At 50.9% G+C, this 22,084-nt stretch carries 18 protein-coding genes; 7 read left to right on the top strand and 11 right to left on the bottom strand.

The genetic code is table 11. The features are described 5' to 3' along the window. Positions 1 to 3 precede the first annotated feature (3 nt). The gene (locus HEN21_RS13465; protein ID WP_021551530.1) at positions 4 to 978 is read right to left on the bottom strand and encodes an ABC transporter permease subunit; all 975 of its coding nucleotides are present in this window, start codon (positions 976 to 978) and stop codon (positions 4 to 6) included. After that, the gene (locus HEN21_RS13460; RefSeq protein WP_001089402.1) at positions 975 to 2,495 is read right to left on the bottom strand and encodes a sugar ABC transporter ATP-binding protein; all 1,521 of its coding nucleotides are present in this window, start codon (positions 2,493 to 2,495) and stop codon (positions 975 to 977) included. Before HEN21_RS13460 ends, HEN21_RS13465 begins: the two co-directional genes overlap by 4 nt. Positions 2,496 to 2,608: 113 nt before the next feature. Here HEN21_RS13460 and HEN21_RS13455 point away from each other — a divergent pair, with 113 nt between their 5' ends. The 3 genes from HEN21_RS13455 (at position 2,609) to yjdP (ending at position 6,016) form a co-directional block, all read left to right on the top strand. Continuing rightward, a complete protein-coding gene (locus HEN21_RS13455) occupies positions 2,609 to 4,873 on the top strand; it encodes a hybrid sensor histidine kinase/response regulator (protein WP_176252232.1) in 2,265 nt (754 codons plus the stop codon). A 112-nt stretch (positions 4,874 to 4,985) separates the two neighbouring features. Beyond that, positions 4,986 to 5,618, top strand: a complete 633-nt coding sequence (locus HEN21_RS13450; RefSeq protein WP_176252243.1) for a GNAT family N-acetyltransferase — start codon at positions 4,986 to 4,988, stop codon at positions 5,616 to 5,618. A gap of 68 nt (positions 5,619 to 5,686) precedes the next feature. Next, on the top strand, positions 5,687 to 6,016 hold the full coding sequence (gene yjdP, locus HEN21_RS13445; RefSeq protein WP_016159899.1) for a DDRRRQL repeat protein YjdP: 330 nt from the start codon (positions 5,687 to 5,689) through the stop codon (positions 6,014 to 6,016). Positions 6,017 to 6,079: 63 nt separating this feature from the next. Here yjdP and yjdN read toward each other — a convergent pair whose 3' ends face one another. Together yjdN and HEN21_RS13435 are read right to left on the bottom strand one after the other, a co-directional pair. Continuing rightward, the gene (yjdN, locus tag HEN21_RS13440; protein WP_001131296.1) at positions 6,080 to 6,523 is read right to left on the bottom strand and encodes a VOC family metalloprotein YjdN; all 444 of its coding nucleotides are present in this window, start codon (positions 6,521 to 6,523) and stop codon (positions 6,080 to 6,082) included. A gap of 139 nt (positions 6,524 to 6,662) precedes the next feature. After that, positions 6,663 to 6,998 (bottom strand): zinc ribbon domain-containing protein YjdM, encoded by a 336-nt coding sequence (locus HEN21_RS13435; RefSeq protein ID WP_001300891.1) that lies wholly within the window; start codon positions 6,996 to 6,998, stop codon positions 6,663 to 6,665. A 400-nt stretch (positions 6,999 to 7,398) separates the two neighbouring features. Between HEN21_RS13435 and crfC the strand changes: the two genes are divergently transcribed. From crfC to pmrR, 4 genes are all read left to right on the top strand, one after another. Then, on the top strand, positions 7,399 to 9,627 hold the full coding sequence (crfC, locus tag HEN21_RS13430; protein WP_000288530.1) for a clamp-binding protein CrfC: 2,229 nt from the start codon (positions 7,399 to 7,401) through the stop codon (positions 9,625 to 9,627). After that, positions 9,624 to 10,496, top strand: coding sequence for a diguanylate cyclase regulator RdcB family protein (locus tag HEN21_RS13425; RefSeq protein WP_105285635.1), 873 nt, complete (start codon positions 9,624 to 9,626; stop codon positions 10,494 to 10,496). The genes crfC and HEN21_RS13425 overlap by 4 nt, the downstream gene beginning before the upstream one ends. A 269-nt stretch (positions 10,497 to 10,765) precedes the next feature. Continuing rightward, a complete protein-coding gene (gene proP / locus HEN21_RS13420; RefSeq protein WP_010353876.1) occupies positions 10,766 to 12,268 on the top strand; it encodes a glycine betaine/L-proline transporter ProP in 1,503 nt (500 codons plus the stop codon). A gap of 114 nt (positions 12,269 to 12,382) precedes the next feature. Next, positions 12,383 to 12,472 carry an LpxT activity modulator PmrR gene (gene pmrR / locus HEN21_RS13415; protein WP_000797657.1) on the top strand — a complete coding sequence of 30 codons (90 nt, stop codon included), beginning with the start codon at positions 12,383 to 12,385 and terminating at the stop codon, positions 12,470 to 12,472. Here the strand turns inward: pmrR and pmrB are convergent. The 7 genes from pmrB to melR all read right to left on the bottom strand — a co-directional run bounded on the left by pmrB (position 12,448) and on the right by melR (position 21,905). After that, positions 12,448 to 13,548 carry a two-component system sensor histidine kinase PmrB gene (gene pmrB, locus HEN21_RS13410; protein ID WP_001052143.1) on the bottom strand — a complete coding sequence of 367 codons (1,101 nt, stop codon included), beginning with the start codon at positions 13,546 to 13,548 and terminating at the stop codon, positions 12,448 to 12,450. The two genes, pmrR and pmrB, sit on opposite strands and share 25 nt — an antisense overlap. After that, positions 13,549 to 14,217, bottom strand: a complete 669-nt coding sequence (gene basR, locus HEN21_RS13405) for a two-component system response regulator BasR (RefSeq protein ID WP_000697918.1) — start codon at positions 14,215 to 14,217, stop codon at positions 13,549 to 13,551. Next, positions 14,214 to 15,857, bottom strand: coding sequence for a phosphoethanolamine transferase EptA (gene eptA, locus HEN21_RS13400; RefSeq protein WP_010349934.1), 1,644 nt, complete (start codon positions 15,855 to 15,857; stop codon positions 14,214 to 14,216). Before eptA ends, basR begins: the two co-directional genes overlap by 4 nt. A 103-nt stretch (positions 15,858 to 15,960) precedes the next feature. After that, complete coding sequence (gene adiC / locus HEN21_RS13395) at positions 15,961 to 17,298, bottom strand: arginine/agmatine antiporter (protein ID WP_000093133.1); 1,338 nt, start codon at positions 17,296 to 17,298, stop codon at positions 15,961 to 15,963. Between the two features lie 136 nt (positions 17,299 to 17,434). Continuing rightward, positions 17,435 to 18,196, bottom strand: coding sequence for a DNA-binding transcriptional activator AdiY (gene adiY, locus HEN21_RS13390; RefSeq protein ID WP_001217092.1), 762 nt, complete (start codon positions 18,194 to 18,196; stop codon positions 17,435 to 17,437). 335 nt (positions 18,197 to 18,531) lie between these two features. After that, positions 18,532 to 20,799 (bottom strand): arginine decarboxylase, encoded by a 2,268-nt coding sequence (gene adiA, locus HEN21_RS13385; protein ID WP_077637380.1) that lies wholly within the window; start codon positions 20,797 to 20,799, stop codon positions 18,532 to 18,534. Positions 20,800 to 20,996: 197 nt separating this feature from the next. Continuing rightward, positions 20,997 to 21,905, bottom strand: a complete 909-nt coding sequence (gene melR / locus HEN21_RS13380) for a transcriptional regulator MelR (protein WP_001090774.1) — start codon at positions 21,903 to 21,905, stop codon at positions 20,997 to 20,999. Positions 21,906 to 22,084 lie beyond the last annotated feature (179 nt).

Here is a 22,084-nt window from a genome sequence, read left to right as displayed (position 1 = left end):
TTGTTATGCGCTTTGATGGTGTCGGGTACGGTATTTGTCGATCAGCACCGCAATGATGATCACCGCCCCTTTGATCACCAGTTGCCAGAAGTAAGAGACGCCCATTAAGGTCATGCCGTTGTTTAGCGTGGCGATAATCAGCGCCCCCACCAGCGTGCCGGTGATGGTGCCGATGCCGCCGACAAAACTGGTGCCGCCGAGGATCACCGCCGCAATGGCGTCCAGTTCGTAACCCATGCCTAAGTTGCCGTTGGCGCTGTACAGTCGCGAGGCACTCATAATCCCGCCCAACCCTGAAAGCAGGCCGCTCATGCCATAAACAAACAGCAGCACCAGCCAGACTTTTATGCCGGTAAGACGCGCCGCCTGCATATTGCCGCCGACGGCGTAGATATGAACGCCAAGCGTAGTACGGCGCAGAATAAACCAGCACACCACGATCACCGCCAGCGCAATGACCACCAGCCAGGGGATCGGCCCAAGATAGTTATTGCCTATCCACTCGAAATTAATGTTGGAGTTGATAACCGTAGTGCCATCCGCCAGCAGATACGCTGCCCCGCGCAGCGCCGTATAGGTGCCAAGTGTGACGATAAACGGCGGTAATCCGGCAAAGGCCACCAGCGCGCCGTTGAACAACCCCAGCAGCAGGCCGAGCATCAGCGCAGCCGGGATCGACAGCATGGCGAACTCCGGGCTAAGGGAGACGACCATCGCCGCTACCGCCGTGGTGCCAAGAATTGAACCTACAGAAAGATCGATCCCGCCGGTCAAAATAATGAAGGTCATTCCCGCCGCCAGCACAATGTTGATTGACGCCTGGCGGGTAATATTCAGCAGGTTGCTTTCGGTAAAAAAGTTTGGCGCGATAAAGCCAAAAACTGCCACGATCAGGATTAGAATCGGCAAAATGCCGACCGTTTGCATCAGATCGCTCATTAACATTTTTTTGGCAGAGGTCTTTGCAGATGTTGTCATGAGCGCACCGCCTGGGAATGAGCGTCGTTGACGCCGGTCGCTAAGGTCATAATGTTTTCCTGGGTGATGTTGTTGCCGTTTAACTCACCGGCAATGCTGCCTTCGCGCATTACATAAACGCGATCGCTCATCCCGACTATCTCCGGCAGTTCGCTGGAGATCATCAGGATCGCCACGCCCTTGCGCGCCATCTCGTTCATGATCCGGTAGATCTCACTTTTTGCGCCGACATCCACGCCGCGCGTGGGTTCATCGAGCAGTAAAATGCGCGGGCCAATCGCCACCCAGCGGGAGATCAACAGTTTTTGCTGATTACCGCCGGAAAGCCCGCCCGCTCGCACCTGGGAATGTGGCACACGAATGTTGAGCAACTTAATGGCGTCATCGGAGATGGTTTGCGCTTTTTTGCGGTTGAGCATCCCCCAGCTGGCATCGCGCTCCAGGGTTGCCATGGTGATGTTTTCGGCTGCCGCCATTTCAAGGAACAGCCCCTGTTCTTTACGGTTTTCGGTCAGAAATCCAATGCCAAGATCGATGGCTTCGCGCGGGGAGTGGATCACCACCGGTTCGCCATCCACTTCAATCATTCCGCCCGTTGCTTTACGCACGCCGAAAATTAACTGCGCGAGTTCGGAACGTCCGGCACCCACCAGCCCTGCGAGGCCGACAATTTCGCCTGAACGCACCAGCAGACTGCTCGGCTGCACTTTGCCGCCGTCGGTCAGGTGGTGAACGTTCAGGCGGGCTTTGCCGGGCAGGATATCGCGTTCTTTATTGAACAGATCGCTCAGCGGCCTGCCAACCATCATCCGCACCAGTTCAGCAGCGTTGAGGTTGTCGCGGGTCAGGCTGCCAACGTATTGCCCGTCGCGCAGCACGCTGACGCGATCGGAAAGCTCATACACTTCTGCCATGCGGTGGCTGATGTAGATAATCGCCATCCCTTCATCGCGCAGCCGCATAATCAGTTCAAACAAGCGGTGAGTTTCGCGGGAGGAGAGGGCGGCGGTGGGTTCGTCCATCACCAGAATGCGGCTGTTGCGATGCAGCGCGCGGGCAATTTCGACCTGCTGTTGTTCGGCAATGGTCAGCGTCATGACTTTATCACTGGCCTTGAACTGCGCGCCAAGGCGGTCGATCACTTTTTGCGCCTGTACCAGCATCTCTTTACGCTGCACCAGCCCGCCGTGGGAAAGCTCGCTGCCGAGGAAAATGTTCTCTGCCACCGTCAAATTGGGTGCCAGCTGCATCTCCTGATAAATCAGCGTAATACCGGCGCTTAAGGCATCTTTTGGCGTGCGAATGTGAAAGGGGGTGCCATCAATCAGGATCTCGCCGCTGGTGGCGGTATAAGCCCCTGCCAGCACCTTCATCAGCGTGCTTTTTCCTGCGCCGTTTTCCCCCATCAGGGCATGGATCTCGCCAGGGTAAACCGTCAAATCCACCCCTTTGAGCGCATAAAATTTGCCGAAGGCTTTGGCAATATTGCGCATCTCCAGAACTGGCGTGCTGTTCATGGTGGACTCCTGCGAGGTTGTCGATATCAGCACTCCATCACAGGAAAGTAAATGCAAAATGTCAGAAGCCGTTCATATTTGTCATATTGCGAATTTTCTTCACGGAGCGTGATATGGCGCACCCCGGACGTCACTTTTTTGCCAGCGCGCGCGGGCGATTGCTGCTTTTAAATTTGCTGGTGGTAGCAGTGACGCTGATGGTCAGCGGCGTGGCGGTAATGGGCTTTCGTCATGCCAGCCAGATGCAGGAGCAGGTGCAGCAGCAAACGGTAGATGATATGACCGGCAGCCTGAATCTGGCGCGCGACACGGCAAACGTGGCGACGGCGGCGGTGCGATTGTCACAGGTGGTGGGGGCGCTGGAATATAAAGGCGAAGCCGAGCGATTGCTGGAGACACAGCGGGCGTTAAAAAACTCACTTGAGCAACTGGCGACAGCGCCTTTAGCACAGCAGGACGCCGGGCTGGTGGCGCGAATCATCCAGCGCAGCAATGAACTGCAAACCAGCGTCGGCGGAATGCTGGAGCGGGGGCAAAGGCGGCATCTGGAACGCAACGCGTTGTTAAGTTCGCTATATCAAAACTTAAGTTATCTGCGGCATCTGCAAAAAGTCACTCACGCGCAAGATGATATTTTGCTTAACGAGATGAACCGGCTGATTGTTGCCGCCATTGCCACTCCAGCACCGCAGGCGATTATTCATCAACTGGTTGAAGTGATGTCTGCGCTGCCGACTCATAGTGATACGCCGTTAGTAAATACGCTACTTACTGATTTCAATGATGAACTACGTAAACTCGCGCCGCTTTCTGCCGCTCTGGAGCAAAGCGATCTGGCGATTAGCTGGTATATGTTTCACATCAAAGCTCTGGTGGCGATCCTTAACAGCGATATTAACCATTATGCCGAACAGGTGGCGATGCTTTCAGGTCAGCGGGTAGCGCAAAGTTACCAGGATCTGCGCTCCGGCGAGAGAGTGATCATGATCTTTGCCCTGTTAGCGGTGGTGATCACCGCGTTTGCAGGTTGGTACATCTATCGCAATCTTGGCTCAAACCTGACGGCGATTTCTCGCGCCATGAGTCGTCTGGCGCACGGTGAAGCAGACGTCAGCTTTCCGGCGTTACAGCGGCGCGATGAGTTGGGGGAACTGGCACGCGCCTTTAACGTCTTCGCCCGTAATACCGCATCGCTTGAACGGACGTCACGGCTGCTGAAAGAGAAAACCACGCAGATGGAGATTGCCCAAACCGAGCGGCAGGGGCTGGAAGAGGCGCTATTGCACAGCCAGAAGCTAAAAGCGGTCGGGCAACTGACGGGGGGACTGGCGCATGATTTTAATAATCTGTTGGCGGTGATTATTGGCAGCCTGGAGCTGGTGAACACGGACTCGCCCGACGCGCCGCGAATACAGCGGGCGCAGCAAGCCGCCGAACGTGGCGCGCTACTGACCCAACGGCTGTTGGCATTTTCCCGCAAGCAGTCCTTACATCCACAAGCCATTGAACTGAAAACACTGCTGGAAGAGTTAAGCGAATTGATGCGCCACTCCTTACCGGCAACGCTGACGCTGGAGATTGAAGCGCAGTCTCCGGCGTGGCCTGCGTGGATTGACGTCAGCCAACTGGAAAACGCCATCATCAACCTGGTGATGAACGCTCGTGATGCGATGGAAGGGCTGACGGGAACCCTCAAAATCCGCACCTGGAACCAGCGTGTCACCCGTAGCGGTGGGCAGCGTCAGGATATGGTGGCTCTGGAGGTTATCGATCATGGCTGTGGAATGTCGCAGGAGGTGAAAGACCAGGTGTTCGAACCGTTCTTTACCACCAAACAGACGGGGAGCGGCAGCGGGCTGGGCTTGTCGATGGTCTATGGTTTTGTGCGCCAGTCCGGCGGGAGGGTGGAAATCGAAAGTGCGCCGGGGCAGGGAACGACAGTCAGACTACAGCTTCCCCGTGCGTTGTTGGCGGCGAAAAATGTATCGTCAGCGGTGGTAGAACAGACAGCCGTCAGCGGCGATAAGCTGGTGTTGGTGCTGGAAGATGAAGCTGCGGTACGCCAGACAATCTGCGAACAGTTGCACCTACTGGGCTATTTGACGCTGGAAGCCAGCAGCGGCGAACAGGCGCTGGATCTGCTGGCGGCATCAGCGGAAATCGATATCTTTATCAGCGACTTAATGCTCCCAGGCGGTATGAGCGGCGCAGAAGTGGTCAATGCAGCACGCAAACGCTACCCACACCTGACGCTGTTGCTTATCAGCGGTCAGGATTTACGCCCCAGCTATAACCCCGCGTTGCCAGAAGTGGCGCTGCTGCGCAAACCTTTTACCCGCGTGCAACTGGCGCAGGCATTGGGGCAAATTGAGGGATGATTTTCAGAATTTATCAAGAGGCCTGGAGCAAATGTGCTGCTATTGTGAGCAATTCTGCTCTGAATGGGATATAAAAGGAATTATGCCAGTACTGACAAGAGGCGATTCACATATGATCGTGATGCCAACCACCTATAGCCCAATGACGGTTGCTCGTTCTTTTCGCGTGGTGGAAGAGATCGAGCTTTCCGGGCGTCTGTTACAGGTGATTTATGACAGCCAGACGCCAAGAGCGGCCATCATTGAAGCGGACATTGAAGTTTTTGCAGGCGTGCCACGTCATCGGGTACTTGCCGCTCTCGACCTGCAGCGTAAAAAAGAGTTCGGCAGCGATATTATTGCCGTTGAACGCTGGTGGGAAGACTCGGATCTGGTACAAGTGGAAGGTATCTGCGTCTTCCCAGGTGAACGCGATAAAGGTCTGGCAACGCGACTGTATGAAGCGTTAATCCTGCAATGCGGAATCACACTCATCAGCGATTTTGATCAGTATGATGGCGGGAAGATGCTCTGGCAGAAGATCGCGCGCGAGTCCGATCAGATTTCAGTGTTTATATTAGACACTGAACAAGAGACATTTTGGCCTTACGATGGCACGAAAGTGATCTACGATGGTGGCTGCATTCCGGAAGAACGTATCTGGAGTATTTCTCCGGATCAAAAATGTCATAGCATTGTGCTGGTGGCGGAAAATAAACGGCGAGCTATCCAGCTAATGGAAGAGTCTGCGCCTTACCGTATTTGAGATTACTCCGCTACTCCGGTTATTCACACTCAACTAACGTTAAGCCAGTCCATCACAGAGACTGGCTTATGAAACCTTACTCCACACTCTTTCTTTTCACCCTGCTCACGTTGACCATCGTTCCGGCTCAGGCCGATATTATCGACGACACGATTGGTAATATTCAGCAGGCGATTAACGACGCTTATAACCCTGATCGTGGGCGTGACTATGAAGATTCGCGCGACGACGGCTGGCAGCGTCAAGTGAGCGACGATCGTCGCAGACAATATGACGACCGCCGCCGCCAGTTTGAAGATCGCCGCAGGCAGCTTGACGACCGCCAGCGCCAGCTTGATCAGGAGCGTCGGCAGCTGGAAGATGAAGAGCGGAGAATGGAAGATGAGTATGGGCGGTGATGTTGGGTGTGGAGCAGGCATCGCCCCTCCCCCTAATTCTCCCCATCAGCTATTAAAGCCCCGCTATTGTGTTGACTGCTGCTTAACGACATTAATCATCCACGGCACACCATATTTATCGGTAACTTTGCCGAAGCCATGCGCCCAGAAGGTTTCCTGCCAGTCCATTTCGATTTTTCCGTTGGCTGCAAGGTTGTCAAACCAACGTTTCCCTTCCTCGACTTGTTGCGAATCGAGCACCAGCGTAAAGCCGGAGTAGTTGGCTTTTCCTGACGGTATGGCATCGCTCATCATGATGTCGCTTCCGGCAATGCGCACGTTAGCATGGGCGATGGCAGTATCGGGAAATTGCATCCCTGAAGGACAGCCTTCGGTGCTTTCTTGCGTGGGTTTCGGCATTTCCCCAAAGCTGATTTTATAGAGCAGTTCCGCGCCTAACGCGCGTTGGTAATAGGCTATCGCGTCGGCACAGTTACCGGAAAAAGAGATATAGGGACTTAACGGCATGATGGTGACCTCAGTTAAGAGAAGTCAGTTAAGTGTAGTTTGAATTTTGTACAGATGAAGAGTAGGCCTGATAAGACGCGCAAGCGTTGCATCAGGCATTTGGCACCGTTGCCGGATGTATCGCACCCGGCATTTGAAATCAGTTCTTTTTCACAAACTCAGATTTCAGTTTCATTGGACCAAAACCGTCGATTTTGCAATCGATGTTATGGTCGCCTTCAACCAGGCGGATGTTTTTCACTTTGGTGCCAATTTTCAGCATCGAAGAGCTACCTTTCACCTTCAGATCTTTAATGATGGTAACGCTGTCGCCGTCAGCCAGCAGGTTGCCGTTAGCATCTTTAACGATCAGCTCGTCGCTTTCCTGTGCAGGTTCGGCGTCGTTCCATTCGTAGGCGCATTCCGGGCAGATGTACATGCCGTTATCTTCGTAGGTGTATTCGGAGTTGCATTTCGGGCAGTGTGGTAATGACATGTGGATTTCCTCAAAAGTCAGCAGGGCAAAAGCGCCAAAAAACGGCAGATTGCCGAAAAAGGCCGCAATTATACACAAAATCCCTGAGTTTGTCGGGGGTACTGCTGATTTTAGTCGACGATCGTTTTCATTTGAAAGACAACGCAAAAAGAAAATAATCTTTTTGCCTCTGTTTATTATTTAAGTTAAGGTTAACTCTCTTCTTGTTCTTTTTTTAATTAAATTGTTATTTTATCTTTCTGACTTTTAACTTGTCGGAAGAGATTTATTCATCCTAATAAAAACAATATATTAAATATAAAAATTATTTCCTGCAGTAATTATAAAAGCCGACAACAGAACTAAAAAACGATCTGGCTAAATAAAAAATAATGAAATTTGCCTTAAGGAAGAATTTTCCATGTACACACAGACAATATATGAATTAAGTCAGGAGGCTGAGCGTCTGTTACAGCTTTCCCGACAACAGTTGCAGTTACTGGAAAAAATGCCGCTCTCTGTGCCCGGAGAAGATGCACCACCACTGACTTTACCCTGGAGTCAGCCTAATATCGCCGAGCGTCATGCGATGCTGAATAATGAGCTGCGTAAAATTTCCCGTCTGGAAATGGTGCTGGCGATTATTGGCACCATGAAAGCAGGGAAATCAACCACCATTAACGCTATTGTTGGCACTGAAGTTCTGCCTAATCGCAATCGCCCTATGACTGCGCTGCCGACGCTTATTCGCCATACGCCGGGGCAAAAAGAACCGGTGCTGCATTTTTCACATGTCGCACCAATCGACTGTTTAATCCAACAATTACAACAACGCCTGCGCGATTGCGATATTGAGCATCTGACCGAACTGCTGGAAATAGATAAAGATATGCGTGCGCTTATGCAGCGGATCGAAAATGGCGTTGCTTTTGAAAAATATTATCTTGGTGCCCAGCCAATTTTTCATTGTCTGAAAAGTTTGAATGATTTGGTGCGTCTGGCGAAGGCGCTGGACGTCGATTTTCCTTTTTCTGCTTACGCCGCCATTGAGCATATTCCAGTAATTGAAGTGGAGTTTGTCCATCTGGCGGGGCTGGAGAGTTATCCCGGTCAATTGACGTTGCTGGATACCCCCGGACCGAATGAAGCCGGACAACCGCATCTGCAAAAAATGCTTAACGAGCAACTGGCGCGCGCCTCCGCAGTGCTGGCGGTGCTGGACTATACGCAACTGAAGTCAATCTCCGATGAAGAGGTGCGTGAGGCGGTTTTAGCGGTGGGGAAATCAGTACCGCTGTATGTGCTCGTCAATAAGTTCGATCAGCAGGATCGTAACAGTGACGATGCCGAACAGGTGCGGGCGCTGATTTCCGGAACGCTGATGAAAGGCTGTGTTACGCCAGGGCAGATATTTCCGGTATCGTCGATGTGGGGCTATCTGGCGAATCGGGCACGTCATGAGTTAGCTAACAATGGGAAGTTGCCTGCGCCGGAGCAACAACGCTGGGTGGAGGATTTTGCCCATGCCGCGCTTGGCAGGCGCTGGCGCAATGCCGATCTGGCAGATATCGACCGTATTCGTCATGCCGCCGATCAACTGTGGGAAGATTCGCTGTTCGCGCAACCGGTTCAGGCATTACTCCATGCTGCCTACGCCAACGCGTCGTTATATGCTCTGCGATCTGCCTCGCATAAGTTGTTGAATTATGCCCAACAAGCGCGGGAATACCTTGATTTTCGCGCACACGGGCTGAACGTCGTCTGCGAGCAATTGCGGCAAAATATCCGCCAGGTTGAAGAAAATATGCAGCTATTGCAGCTCAATCAGGTGCAGGTGAGTGGCGAGATTAAACATGAAATCGAGGTGGCTCTGGTATCAGCCAACGACTTTCTGCGTCAGCAGCAAGATGAGGTGAATACCCAGTTAGCTGTACTTTTTCAACATGATTCATGGTCGTTAAGCGAGATTCGTACCCGCTGCGAGACGCTGTTACAGGCGGCGCAGACCAAAATCAGCCGTGATTTTACGCTGCGTTTTGCTGAACTGGAATCAACCCTTTGCCGGGTGTTAACCGATGTTATTCACCCCATCGAGCAGCGGGTAAAAACAGAATTGAATGAGTCCGGGTTTCGCCCCGGCTTTCATTTTCCTGCTTTTCATGGCGCAGTCCCACACTTCAATACTCGCCAGTTGTTCAGCGATGCAATATCCCACCAGGAAGCAACGGATGAGCAGAGCAGCCGTTTTGGCATTGTGCGTGAGACGTTCTCGCGCTGGCTGAATCAGCCTGACTGGGGACGGGGTGGTGAGAAATCCCCGCCAGAGGCCGTTGATTACAGTGCGCTACAACGAACGTTAACCGAAGAAGTAGACCTTTATTGCCAACAAATGGCTAAAGCTTTGGCGGTTCAGGTCGATGATTCTGTCACGGCAGGCATGAACACTTTTTTCGCTGATTTCGCGTTATGTTTGACGGAATTACAGGCGCGTTTACGCGATAGTCTGGCTCTGCGTCAACAAAATGAATCCGTGGTCAGGATGATGCAGCAGCAATTGCAACAGACCGTGATGATTCATGGCTGGATTTATACGGACTCTCAGTTGTTACGCGATGATATTCAAACTCTTTTCATGGCAGAACAGTATTGACAAAGACGTTACTGGACGGCTCCGGTCGCGTACTGGAGTCGGTTTATCCCCGCTTTTTGGTGGATCTGGCGCAGGGCGATGATGCCCGCTATCCACAAGCCCATCAGCAGCAGTTTCGTGAACGACTGATGCAGGAGATCCTTGCGCGCGCACAGCTTCAGGCGTGGGCGAATGTCGGAATGTTAAATGCGCCACTTAGCCTGCGCCTGACATTGGTGGAAAAACTGGCGGCGATGCTGGATCCCGGCCATCTGGCGCTGACGCAGATCACGCAACATCTGGCGCTATTGCAAAAAATGGATCACCGCTCGCACTCCGCTTTCCCGGAACTTCCCCAGCAAATTGCCGCGTTGTATGAGTGGTTTTCTGCCCGCTGTCGCTGGAAGGAAAAAGCGTTAATGCAACGAGGGTTACTGGTTCAGGCAGGTGAGCAGAGTGAACAAATTTTTACCCGCTGGTGTGCTGGTGCGTACAACGCCTGGTCGCTGCCGGGACGTTGTTTTATTGCTCTGGAAGAGCTGCGCTGGGGGGCGTTTGGTGATGCCTGCCGTCTGGGAAACCCACAAGCAGCGGCGTTGTTGCTTGGCGATTTACGCGTGAAAGCGACGCAATATCTGGCTGAAAGTATCAATGCGGCACCGACTACTCGCCATTATTACCATCAGTGGTTTTCCTCTCCTACTACCCCGACTGGCGGGGATCATGCTGACTTTTTAAGTTGGCTTGGCAAGTGGTCCGATGCCGATAAGCAGCCCGTTTGCTGGTCAGTAACCCAACGCTGGCAAACCGTCGCGCTGGGGATGCCACGGCTCTGTTCAGCACAGCGTCTGGCGGGCGCGATGGTTGAGGAAATCTTCTCTGTAAATTGACTGTAAATGATCAGTTACATCAATGAGTGCTCAACGAAATCCATGTGTGAAGTTGATCACAAATTTAAACACTGGTAGGGTAAAAAGGTCATTAACTGCCCAATTCAGGCGTCAACAGGTTTGATTGTACAATCCTTAATCGGATCGTGTAAGCAAACCAGCTACGCTTGTTACAGAGATTGCACCCTGCAATTCCCGCTCCCCTTTTGCGGGCGCCGTGTCGATTTGCCTGACGCGTGCGGAAATGGGCTTACTCTGCGAGGAAAGCTATGCTGAAAAGGAAAAAAGTAAAACCGATAACCCTTCGTGATGTCACCATTATTGATGACGGTAAACTGCGAAAAGCCATTACTGCAGCATCGCTGGGTAATGCAATGGAATGGTTCGATTTTGGTGTTTATGGCTTTGTTGCTTACGCATTAGGTAAAGTATTTTTCCCAGGGGCTGACCCCAGCGTGCAGATGGTTGCTGCACTTGCCACCTTCTCCGTTCCCTTTCTGATTCGACCGCTTGGCGGACTCTTCTTTGGTATGTTGGGCGATAAATATGGTCGCCAGAAGATCCTCGCTATCACTATTGTGATTATGTCGATCAGTACGTTCTGTATCGGTTTAATACCGTCCTACGCCTCTATTGGTATTTGGGCGCCGATTTTGCTGTTGATCTGTAAGATGGCACAAGGTTTCTCGGTCGGCGGCGAATATACCGGAGCGTCGATATTTGTTGCGGAATACTCACCTGACCGTAAACGTGGCTTTATGGGCAGCTGGCTGGATTTCGGTTCTATTGCCGGGTTTGTGCTGGGTGCGGGCGTGGTGGTGTTGATCTCGACCATCGTCGGTGAAGAGAATTTCCTTGACTGGGGCTGGCGTATTCCGTTCTTTATCGCGCTGCCGCTGGGAATTATTGGGCTTTATCTTCGTCATGCTTTAGAAGAGACGCCAGCGTTCCAGCAACATGTTGAGAAACTGGAACAGGGTGACCGCGAAGGTTTGCAGGATGGCCCGAAAGTCTCGTTTAAAGAGATTGCCACCAAACACTGGCGCAGTCTGTTGACATGTATTGGTCTGGTGATTGCCACCAACGTGACTTACTACATGTTGCTGACTTATATGCCGAGTTATTTGTCGCATAACCTGCATTACTCCGAAGACCACGGGGTGCTGATTATTATCGCGATTATGATCGGTATGCTGTTTGTTCAGCCGGTGATGGGCTTGCTGAGTGACCGTTTTGGCCGTCGTCCGTTTGTGATCCTCGGCAGTGTTGCGTTGTTTGCGCTGGCGATCCCGGCGTTTATCCTGATTAACAGTAATATTATCGGCCTGATTTTCGCCGGGTTGCTGATGCTGGCGGTGATCCTTAACTGCTTTACGGGTGTAATGGCCTCTACCTTGCCAGCGATGTTCCCGACACATATCCGTTATAGTGCGCTGGCGGCGGCATTTAATATTTCGGTACTGGTTGCCGGTCTGACGCCAACGCTGGCGGCCTGGCTGGTGGAAAGCTCGCATAATCTGATGATGCCTGCCTATTATCTGATGGTAGTGGCGGTGATTGGATTAATTACCGGCGTGACCATGAAAGAGACGGCGAATCGTCCACTGAAAGGTGCGACGCCTGCGGCGTCAGATTTGCAGGAAGCGAAGGAAATTCTCGTCGAGCATTACGATAATATCGAGCAGAAAATCGAGGATATTGACCAGGAGATTGCCGATTTGCAGGCGAAACGTACCCGTCTGGTGCAGCAACATCCGCGAATTGATGAGTAAGCTGAAACGGATTGCCTGATGCGGCACTCTCTTATCAGGCCAACAATCGAACTCTTAAGGTTCACTTAATCTCTGACGCGCATACTCTCCTCCAGGACAACGGAGGAGAGTGCAATGAAAAACCGTGTTTATGAAAGTTTAACGACTGTGTTTAGCGTGCTGGTCGTCAGCAGCTTTCTCTATATCTGGTTTGCCACGTACTGATCTTTCTTCAGCCGTACCCAGGCGCGCGTGCCGGAAGCCTCTTCCCGGTTCTGCAGGAAAAACTGCCCGTGATGCAACTGTGTGATGCGGCTGACAATGCTTAATCCCAGACCAATCCCGCCATAACGGCTGTCCATTCGTACAAACGCTTTGCTCAACTCTCCGCATTTACTCTCATCAATGCCAGGCCCTTCATCTTCAACCGCCATTACCGCACCGCCATCTTCTTGCAGCTGAATCATAATGTTGCTGCCTGCTGGACTATAGCGATGGGCGTTTTCTACCAGGTTACGCAATAACATCCGCAGCAGGGTCGCGTCGCCCTGAACGGTGATGTCGGCGGCGCTCTCTGGTAACAGCAGGGTTTGTTGACGCTGGTCGAGCATGGTGCTGAGTTCGTCATAGGAGGGCAGGATCACATCTTCCAGCAGTTTTACATGTTGATAATTACCGGAAGAAAATGACTGTCCGGCGCGTGCCAGTTGCAACAACTGGGAGACGCTCTCCATCATCTGATCAAGCCGTGCGACTAACGGCGCTACATCAATGTGATGCGTTTTCGCCAGCAGTTCCAGATGCAAACGCACCCCCGCCAGCGGCGTTCGCAGTTCGTGAGCGACGTCAGCGGTAAACAACCTTTCGTTATCCAGCGTGCTGGTCAGGCGACTGACCAGATCGTTCAACGCCGAAACCACCGCTTCGATTTCGAGGGTGGCACTGTGAATGGCTATGGGCGTTAAGTTGTCAGCGGTGCGCGCTTCCAGCTCTTTTTGCAGTTCCGCCAGCGGGCGTGTGATGCGGTGCACCGCCTGATAGCAGATAAATAGTGTCAGGCTGACCATAAATACGCCGGGAACAATCAGGCTGGCGACTGCTTCGCGGATCTCACGCATGATGTGGCGATCGTTGTTGCGATTGTCACGTAGCGCCTGCTCAAAGAGCTGAATTTGCTCGGTACTTTCATGCCATAGCCAGAAGACGCTAATCAGCTCAAAAACCAGCAGAATGGCGCCGATGGTCAATATCAGCCGTTGACGCAGCGACATTGGGCGGCGCAGAAAACGCATCAGATTCAATTAGTTTTCCTCATTCGCGACCAGCATATAGCCAAAGCCGCGCACGGTGCGGATACGTGTTTTGCCCACTTTGTCGCGCAGGTTGTGGATATGCACTTCCAGGGTGTTGGTCGAGGGTTCGTTGTCCCAGTTGTAGATATCGTTGTAGAGAATTTCCCGATGCACGGGGCTGCCTGCTTTGAGCATCAGCCGCGAGAGCAGAGCATATTCTTTGGGCGTCAGAATCAACTCTTCGCCGCCCATCCATACCTGACGGCGACCCATATTCAGCGTCAGATTGCCAACAATCAGCTCACTTTCGCCCTGATTATTATGGCGTCGCAGCAGGGCGCGGATGCGGGCGTGTAACTCTTCCAGCGCAAAAGGTTTTACCAGATAGTCATCGGCACCGACATCCAGCCCCGCTATTTTGTCGGTCAGGGTGTCGCGAGCGGTGAGGATCAGTACCGGCAGGGTATATTTTTTCTGCCGGATACGGGCGAGAAAATGCAGCCCATCTTCGTCGGGTAAACCTAAATCCAGCACCACCAGGCTGTAATGACCGGCCTCAAGGCTTTGCTCCGCCATCCGCGCGGTCGTAACGCCATCACACGCGTAGCCTTCGGTTTGCGCCGCCAGAATCAGCCCCTGCAATAACAGTGTATCGTCTTCAACAATCAGAATTTTCATTCAGTCACTCTCCTGCAAGTTTGCAGAATATCATCCGCAGCCTGGTAATACTTCGTTTCGACGCCGGTTAATCCCAACAGGGTTGAGAATAAATTGTCCTGTGAATAGTGCTGCGTTTGTGCCTGTTTTTGCAGGCAGCTCTGGTCAATCTGATACCGCTTTTGATAATCCTCCGATAACCACAGCAGCATCGGTACTTGTTTTTGGCTGTCAGGTGCGATGGCATAAGGCAGGCCGTGCAGGTAGATGCCATTTTCACCTAACGATTCACCATGGTCAGAAAGATAAACCAGGCTGGTGGTAAATTTATCCTGATGTTCTTTCAGCAGATTAATTGCTTTATCAACAATATAGTCGACGTAGAGCAACGTATTATCGTAAGTGTTCACCAGTTGTTCTTTGGAACAGGTCTGGATCTCGTTGGTGTCGCAGGTGGGGGTAAATTTCCTGAACTGCGGCGGATAGCGGTTGTAATAGGTCGGTCCGTGGCTACCGATGGTGTGTAAGACAATCACGCCATCACCTTGCAGGTTATTGATGTACTCTTCCAGCCCGTGGAACAGCACCTCGTCATAGCATTCGCCGTTGATACACTGGCCGGGCAGGTTCAGCGCGGTGACATTCTGGTGTGGTACGCGGTCGCAGACACCTTTGCAGCCACCGTCGTTGTCATTCCATAACACATTAATGCCCGCTCGCTGAATGATATCCAGCACGCCTTCCTGGTGCTGTGCCAGCTCTTCTTTGTAATGCTCACGCGGCATATCCGAGAACATGCATGGCACAGAAACAGCCGTTGCCGTGCCGCAAGACGCGGTATTGGGGAAATAGACCACGTTATCTTTCGCCAGACGCGGATTGGTTTCACGTGGGTAGCCGTTGAGTGAGAAATTCTCTGCCCGCGAGGTTTCGCCGACGATCAAGATGGTCAGATTTTTACGCTTCTCTTTTTGCATTAATGGGTTGCGGTGTGCATCCTCGCCAATGCGAACCAGCGGCAGATTTGCCAGTCGCTGGTGGGAATACCATGACCAACTGGCAACAATGCTGTTGGAGGGGCTTAAGGATTTCACCAGCTCTTTGTTGTTGCGAAACAGCGAGGCGTAGTCTTTATAAAACAACGCGGCGACCAGCAGAATCAGCAGTACAGAAATCAGAATATTGGCCCCACGGAAAAGAACGCTACGCAGGCGTGAGGTTGCGGGTTTGATTTTTACCCAGCAGGCAATCAGCGCAGCAAGAACCCCGCTTAATCCCAGAGTTAATAACATCTGCGGTGTCATTAACGCGTAGCTTTCCGCAGGTGTGGTATCCATGATATTGGCAACCATCGAACGGTCGATGACGATGCCATAAGTCATTATGAAATATTGTGCAGACGCGCCGACAAGAATAAACAGGCAGGCCAGTGGACGATTAAGCCATAAGAAAGAGCCTAGCGTCAGGACAATATTAATCACGCTGAACGCGACGACCGGCATCGATAAGAAAACCAGTACGTTATGCATTGAATCCAGCGGTAACGCCTGTAACACTTGTTTAAAAAAGGCAATGTTCAGGCAGATAGCAATATAAAAAGAGGCCAGCAATAGCCAGGCGAGTAAATTCAAAGAGGGTCTTTTTAGAAGGCGCTTCAACATCACGGTGTTTCCATCGAACAAAGTGCGCATATGCTCGCAAAGCAAAGTTAAGCCAACCTTAAGTTCTTAAGGTTGGCTTTTATGTTTGCTGGATTAAGGGGGCTTAATCTTTGCTTATTGGTGCATCTAAAGGATAGGGGTTTTTATGCAGTCGGTTGTAGTTCAGCGTGTACATTGCGGTGATCACCATCAGCGTGACGAATGACCACATAACCTCTTGTGCGCCAGAACCGACCACCGCCCAGATGCAGTAAAGGAAGGCGATAGTGGTGATGGCCAGATACGCCGGACGCGCTTTACCAAAGTGACCGTGGCCTAAAAGCAGTAAAGCTGCACAGGTATAAAGATAAGGCACCAGGGTAAAGATTACCGATACGGAAGAGACCAGACCGAACTCTTTGGTTGCGTTTGGCGAAATGCTGCTGAACTGGAAGATAGTCATCAGGATACCGACGATAATCAACCCAGCTACCGGTGTGCCAGCTTTGTTGACGCGGGCAAAAATCGGTGGGAACAGACCGTCATCAGCAGCGGCTTTCGCCGTTTGCCCGGCCAGTAATGTCCAGCCGCCCAGCGAACCTAAGCAACCAGCCGCCGCACAGAAGGAGACAATGGCCCCTGCGGTATCACCCAGCGCCATCCGTGCAGCATCACCGAAAGGTGAGGCGGAAACGCGCAGTGCGGCGTTGGGGATCATCCCCATAATCGCGGTGGTCGAGAGCACATAGCAAACGGCGGCAATCAATACCCCGCCAATGGTGGCGATAGGGACGTTGCGTTTCGGGTTTTTAACCACACCCGCTGCAACAGACGCACTTTCCACCCCGATAAATGACCACAGCGTAACGTTTAAGGTGCTTTGAATCGCGCCGAAGGTGCCCAGGCCGCTGACGTTCCATGCCGCCATATAGGTTTCTCCGTGGAACCAGAACCAGCCGAATACGGCAATCCCGACGATTGGGATCAGCGCCAACACGGTAGCGACGGCCTGCACGCGGGTGATCATTTTCGGACCGACGATATTAAGCAGAACGAAGATCCACAGCACCACTACACAGGTGATGGTTAATACCCACGGATCTTTGAGGAGCGGGAAGAAATAGCTCAAATATCCTACGCCAATGACCACCATGGCGATATTGCCAATCCAGCAGGCCAGCCAGTAGAGAACGTTGGTTTGATATCCGAGAAAAGGACCGAAACAGCGGCGCGCGTAGGCATATGAACCGCCAGGGCTGGGATCGAGGAACGACATTTTGGCGTAGACCATCGATAAAGCCAAAGCACCGATAATCGTCACCAACCAACCATATATGGCAATACCGCCAGTTGAGGCCAGGTTTGCAGGTAACAGAAATACACCTGACCCCATAATATTCCCCGACACCATCAGAGTAACGGGGATTAAGCCCACTTTGTGAGCATCAGCATCCGAAGACATAATTAAACTCCTGCGAAGGCGAGCTTCGTGACAATAAATTACGTCATATCATACGCCTGCATTCGCGCATTGAATTATCGTCAGTCGGGTTATCGCTGATGCCGTTATTAATATATCTCTTCGTAAAGGTTATAAATCAGGCGACAGAACGTTCTCTGTGTTGGCTAACATAATGGAGTGGCGTCATGCCATAGAAGTCTTTAAATACAGAAATAAAGTAAGACGTGCTGTTGTAGCCACAGGACTGTGACACCTGTGAGATATTTTTTCCATCCATCATTAATTCATTAACAGCATAACGCATCCGGCAGGTGGTTATTATTTGGCTATAACTGGTGTTTTCGCTTTTCAGCTTTTTCTTTAACAAACTTGGGCTAAGACATAAACAACTGGCTACCATACTAAGATTCCAGTCTTTATGGATATCGCTTTCAATGATTTGATAAACGCTGTCGCTAACACAATTACGTAACATATACATAAGTAGAGAAAGGAATTTTTTACTGTCGAGAAAGCGAGAGAGCACAGTGAATAATAATGCACGTGTTCGTTCTTTTTCCGACTCTGTTTCAGCAGGCGCTGTGCTATGTTGCGCCGCAACGCGAAACACCTCTGGTGTAAGGCATGGCAGGGAAATAATCGGTGTGGCGCTACGTTGCCAGACCGGTATTTTCGAGAGATCTTTATTCAGAAAACGGAGATAATCTTTGATGATGTCGAGGCTAATATACGCAATCAAAGTGTTATTCAGAGAGGAGACGTCGATAATATTATTTTCACAACTTAATAACGCCATATGGTTAGCCTTCAAACTTATAGGCTCTTTCCCATTCACTCTTAGCCAGACATCTTTTTCAGTTAATAAAACTATACAAGGTTGGTTGCTGCAAATCCTCATACATGTACTCCTGAAATGCAAAGAAAAATAGTGGATCTCGCCAACATAGAGAGATACCGGGGACTGGTTATATAATTGTATGACGAATCAAAACATGCATAAAAATAACGTGTTTTACTAATATTACAAATTTTTATAGTAATTTCTCATGTACAAAAATTTTTACAGAGTGGTGAAGGGTAAATAATAAACAAAAAAAGCGCGGGGTGGGACCGCGCAAAAAGTATGACATTTTTGTTTGCAGCAATTTTTATGAAAACGTTGCCATACTCAAAAGGCCTCAGGCCAGGCGGCGTAATGTTATTAAAACAATTACGCCTTCAGCGGAATAGTGGTTACGCTTTCACACACATTACGTGGTAAATACCGTCAATAATTTCAGTCCCTTCAGTTTCGTGTTCAAATCCAGGGAAATGATGATCCCAGGATTGCAGCGAGCGTAAATAACTTACCTGCGGACTGTTTTTATCGCCGAAGTTTTCACCAGACAGCAGCATCGGGATTCCTGGCGGATACGGGATGACTGAGTTCGCCGCAATGCGTCCTGGCAGATTTTCAATGGATACCAGCTCGACGTTGTTGTCGACAATCGCGTTGTACGCTTCACGCGGAGTGATTTCAGCCACCGGCAGGCCAGAATAGGCTTCGTTTAACCGTGCACCTGGGTTGTTTTCTTTCAGCCAGGCAAACATTTTGTCGCCCAGATCGTGAATCCCCATGTTCGCGTAAGTGTCAGGATATTGTTCAACAAGTTCCGGCATCACCTGCGCCAGTGGTGTGTTAGCGTCGTAGTGGCGTTTGAAGGAACAGAGGGTGTTAACCAGAGTTCCCCATTTCCCTCGGGTCACGCCCATTGAGAACAGGAACATAATCTGGAAATCGGTGGTGCGAGTTGGCACGATGCCGTGGTGACCAAGCCATGCGGTAACCAGTGCGGCAGGTACGCCAGTCTCTTCCAGTTCACCGTCTTCACCCATCCCCGGTGCGAGGATGCTGACTTTAATCGGGTCGAGCATACTCCAGTTGTCCGGGATATCTTTAAAGCCGTGCCAGCTTTCGCCCGGATGCATTACCCAGCAGTCCTGAACGGTGGTCAGCAGTTTGCGTGGCGCGTCGGCAAAGTCATAGGTTTTGCCGGTTTCCGGATCGGTAACCACTTCTTTATTCCACGGTTTAAAGAACCAGCTACCTTCGTCAGTAAATTCTTTATACAACCGTGCCATTGCCTGGCGGAAATCGACCGCTTCATCGATCACTTCCTGAGTCAGTGACAGACCGCTGTTGCCGTCCATCATTGATACAGCCACATCATTTGATGCGCAGATGGCATACAACGGGGAAGTGGTGGCATGCATCATGTATGCCTGATTAAATCGGGAGAAGTTAATCGCGCCCCGGCCTTCACGTACATGAATATAAGATGCCTGCGACAGCGCATTCAGCAGTTTATGTGTGGAGTGGGTAGCAAAAACGGTTGGACCGTTGTGATTGCCCGGTTCACCGCGCATTGCATAGTGATCGGCATAGATTGGGTTAAACCGTGCGTAGCCATACCAGGCTTCGTCGAAATGCAGACGGTCAGAGGTTTTTTCCAGCAGATCCTGCGCGTCTTTGGCGTTATAACACACGCCGTCGTAGGTGCAGTTGGTCACCACGCAGTAAGACGGTTTTTGCCCGACTTTGTCTTTAGTCAGCGGACTTTCACTGATTTTCTTCTGCAAGGTTTCAGGCTGCATTTCCTGCGGGTAGATTGGCCCGATAATGCCGTAGCGGTTGCGGCTTGGCACCATGTATACCGGTTTCGCGCCAGTCAGCATTAAGCCTTGTTCAATGGATTTGTGGCAGTTACGGTCAACAACGACCACGTCGTTATCGGTCATGCAGGCTTGCATGATGGTGCGGTTAGAACCTGAAGTGCCGACAACGACTGACCAGGAGCGATCGGCACCAAATACGCGCGCGGCATATTTTTCGCTTTCGCCAAATGCGCCAGTATGGTCAAGCAAAGAACCGAGAGAAGTTCGTTCGATCCCCATATCGGTGCGGAACAGGTTTTCACCATAATAGTCATGGTAGAAACGTCCGGCTGGCGTTTTAGTGAACCCCACTCCGCCCTGGTGACCCGGCGCGGCCCAGGAATACTCATGGATGTCGCTATATTTCATCAGCGCGCTGAACAGTGGCGGTAACAGCTGTTGACGGTAGCGGGTCATCGCGGCGATGGCGCGTCCGGCAATAAAATCGGCAGTATCTTCCAGAATCCAGGCGAATTCATCGACAAGCTCCAGCAGGTCGCGATCCAGCGCGGCGATTGATTTTTCCCGATCGCCTAACAGGAATACCGGCACGTTTTGCTGGCGTTCATGAAGTTTACCGATCAATTCTCTGACGTTTTGATGTTCGTCCGGATGCTCCATTTGATAACTGAACATCAGACAATCAATAGCTTCATTTGAAGAGAGAATGGCAAAACCATCATCAAATGAGGTTGATTTAATGACGGTAACATTTTGTTGGCTCAAGGCATTCGCCAGACGTTCAACGGCGCTACCGACCCAGGTGTCCTGATGTAGAAACTCGCTTTCAACAATTAATACTTTCATCATTGTTTACCCGGTTGTGAAGGAATCTTCGTTGCGGGCAAGTATCTTCCGGGCATTTCAGGCTGTAAAGCGATTGAAAAATAAGCGGTTTTAATTTTTTGTTATTATAAACAGAAGCTTATATTAATTTTTCAATTAATTTTCAATGTTTATTATCGACAGCTAAATTATTTTTTTGGCTGATACTGATATCGTTTTTAACCGGGAAGTGTCTGGCGGCGTTGTTGGCTAAGTTTGCGGTATTGTTGCGGCGACATACCGACATATTTGGCGAAAGTACTGTAAAAACGACTGCTCGAACGAAAACCTGCCGTCAGGGCAATATCGAGAATACTTTTATCGGTATCGCTCAGTAACGCGCGAACGTGGTTGATGCGCATCGCGGTAATGTACTGTTTCATCGTCAACTGCATGACTCGCTGAAATATCCCCATCGCATAGTTGGCGTTTAGTTTGACGTGCTCAGCCACGTCGTTGATGGTCAGCGCCTGGTCATAGTTTTCTGCAATAAAGCCCAGCATCTGGCTGACGTAAAATTGCGCATGGCGCGAGACGCTGTTTTTGTGCGTGCGCGAGGTTTTATTGACCAGAATCGGTTCCCAGCCGGAGAGGCTAAATCGCTTGAGCATCAGGCCAATTTCATCAATGGCGAGCTGGCGGATTTGCTCATTCGGGCTGTTCAATTCCTGCTGCCAGCGGCGCACTTCAAAGGGGCTAAGTTGCTGTGTCGCCAGCGATTTAATCACCATGCCGTGAGTGACGTGGTTTATAAGGTCTTTATCCAGAGGCCAGGAGAGAAACAGATGCATCGGCAGATTAAAAATCGCCATGCTCTGACAGGTTCCGGTATCGGTTAGTTGGTGTGGCGTACAGGCCCAGAACAGTGTGATATGCCCCTGATTGATATTCACTTTTTCATTGTTAATCAGGTATTCCACATCGCCATCGAAAGGCACATTTACCTCAACCTGACCATGCCAGTGGCTGGTGGTCATGACATGCGGTGCACGAAACTCTATCTCCATCCGCTGGTATTCTGAATACAGAGACAGCGGGCTGCGGGTCTGTTTTTCATCGCTGCTACACATAAAGGTATCTGTATTCATGGATGGCTCTCTTTCCTGGATTATCAGAATTATGGCATGAGTGGCTGAGGATGACTGCGAATGACGACACAAAACGTAAAGAGAGAGGATTTTATAAGAGCCAATTACTCTGTTTTTTAGGTAATTTAGTCCCAAAAACTCAGATTTACTGCTAAGTAACCCCAGATCTGAGTTTTTGG

Source organism: Escherichia sp. 93.1518 (assembly GCF_013368915.2).
Lineage (GTDB): Bacteria > Pseudomonadota > Gammaproteobacteria > Enterobacterales > Enterobacteriaceae > Escherichia > Escherichia ruysiae.
The sequence above is the reverse complement of the archived record's forward strand: the minus strand, read 5'-3'. Positions and strand labels throughout refer to the sequence as shown.

Bases quoted from the DNA above. Each gene is read 5' to 3' on its own strand.
- HEN21_RS13465 (WP_021551530.1), bottom strand. From the start codon at position 978: ATGACAACATCTGCAAAGACCTCTGCCAAAAAAATGTTAATGAGCGAT.
- HEN21_RS13460 (WP_001089402.1), bottom strand. From the start codon at position 2,495: ATGAACAGCACGCCAGTTCTGGAGATGCGCAATATTGCCAAAGCCTTC.
- HEN21_RS13455 (WP_176252232.1), top strand. From the start codon at position 2,609: ATGGCGCACCCCGGACGTCACTTTTTTGCCAGCGCGCGCGGGCGATTG.
- HEN21_RS13450 (WP_176252243.1), top strand. From the start codon at position 4,986: ATGATCGTGATGCCAACCACCTATAGCCCAATGACGGTTGCTCGTTCT.
- yjdP (WP_016159899.1), top strand. From the start codon at position 5,687: ATGAAACCTTACTCCACACTCTTTCTTTTCACCCTGCTCACGTTGACC.
- yjdN (WP_001131296.1), bottom strand. From the start codon at position 6,523: ATGCCGTTAAGTCCCTATATCTCTTTTTCCGGTAACTGTGCCGACGCG.
- HEN21_RS13435 (WP_001300891.1), bottom strand. From the start codon at position 6,998: ATGTCATTACCACACTGCCCGAAATGCAACTCCGAATACACCTACGAA.
- crfC (WP_000288530.1), top strand. From the start codon at position 7,399: ATGTACACACAGACAATATATGAATTAAGTCAGGAGGCTGAGCGTCTG.
- proP (WP_010353876.1), top strand. From the start codon at position 10,766: ATGCTGAAAAGGAAAAAAGTAAAACCGATAACCCTTCGTGATGTCACC.
- pmrR (WP_000797657.1), top strand. From the start codon at position 12,383: ATGAAAAACCGTGTTTATGAAAGTTTAACGACTGTGTTTAGCGTGCTG.
- basR (WP_000697918.1), bottom strand. From the start codon at position 14,217: ATGAAAATTCTGATTGTTGAAGACGATACACTGTTATTGCAGGGGCTG.
- eptA (WP_010349934.1), bottom strand. From the start codon at position 15,857: ATGTTGAAGCGCCTTCTAAAAAGACCCTCTTTGAATTTACTCGCCTGG.
- adiC (WP_000093133.1), bottom strand. From the start codon at position 17,298: ATGTCTTCGGATGCTGATGCTCACAAAGTGGGCTTAATCCCCGTTACT.
- adiY (WP_001217092.1), bottom strand. From the start codon at position 18,196: ATGAGGATTTGCAGCAACCAACCTTGTATAGTTTTATTAACTGAAAAA.
- adiA (WP_077637380.1), bottom strand. From the start codon at position 20,799: ATGAAAGTATTAATTGTTGAAAGCGAGTTTCTACATCAGGACACCTGG.
- melR (WP_001090774.1), bottom strand. From the start codon at position 21,905: ATGAATACAGATACCTTTATGTGTAGCAGCGATGAAAAACAGACCCGC.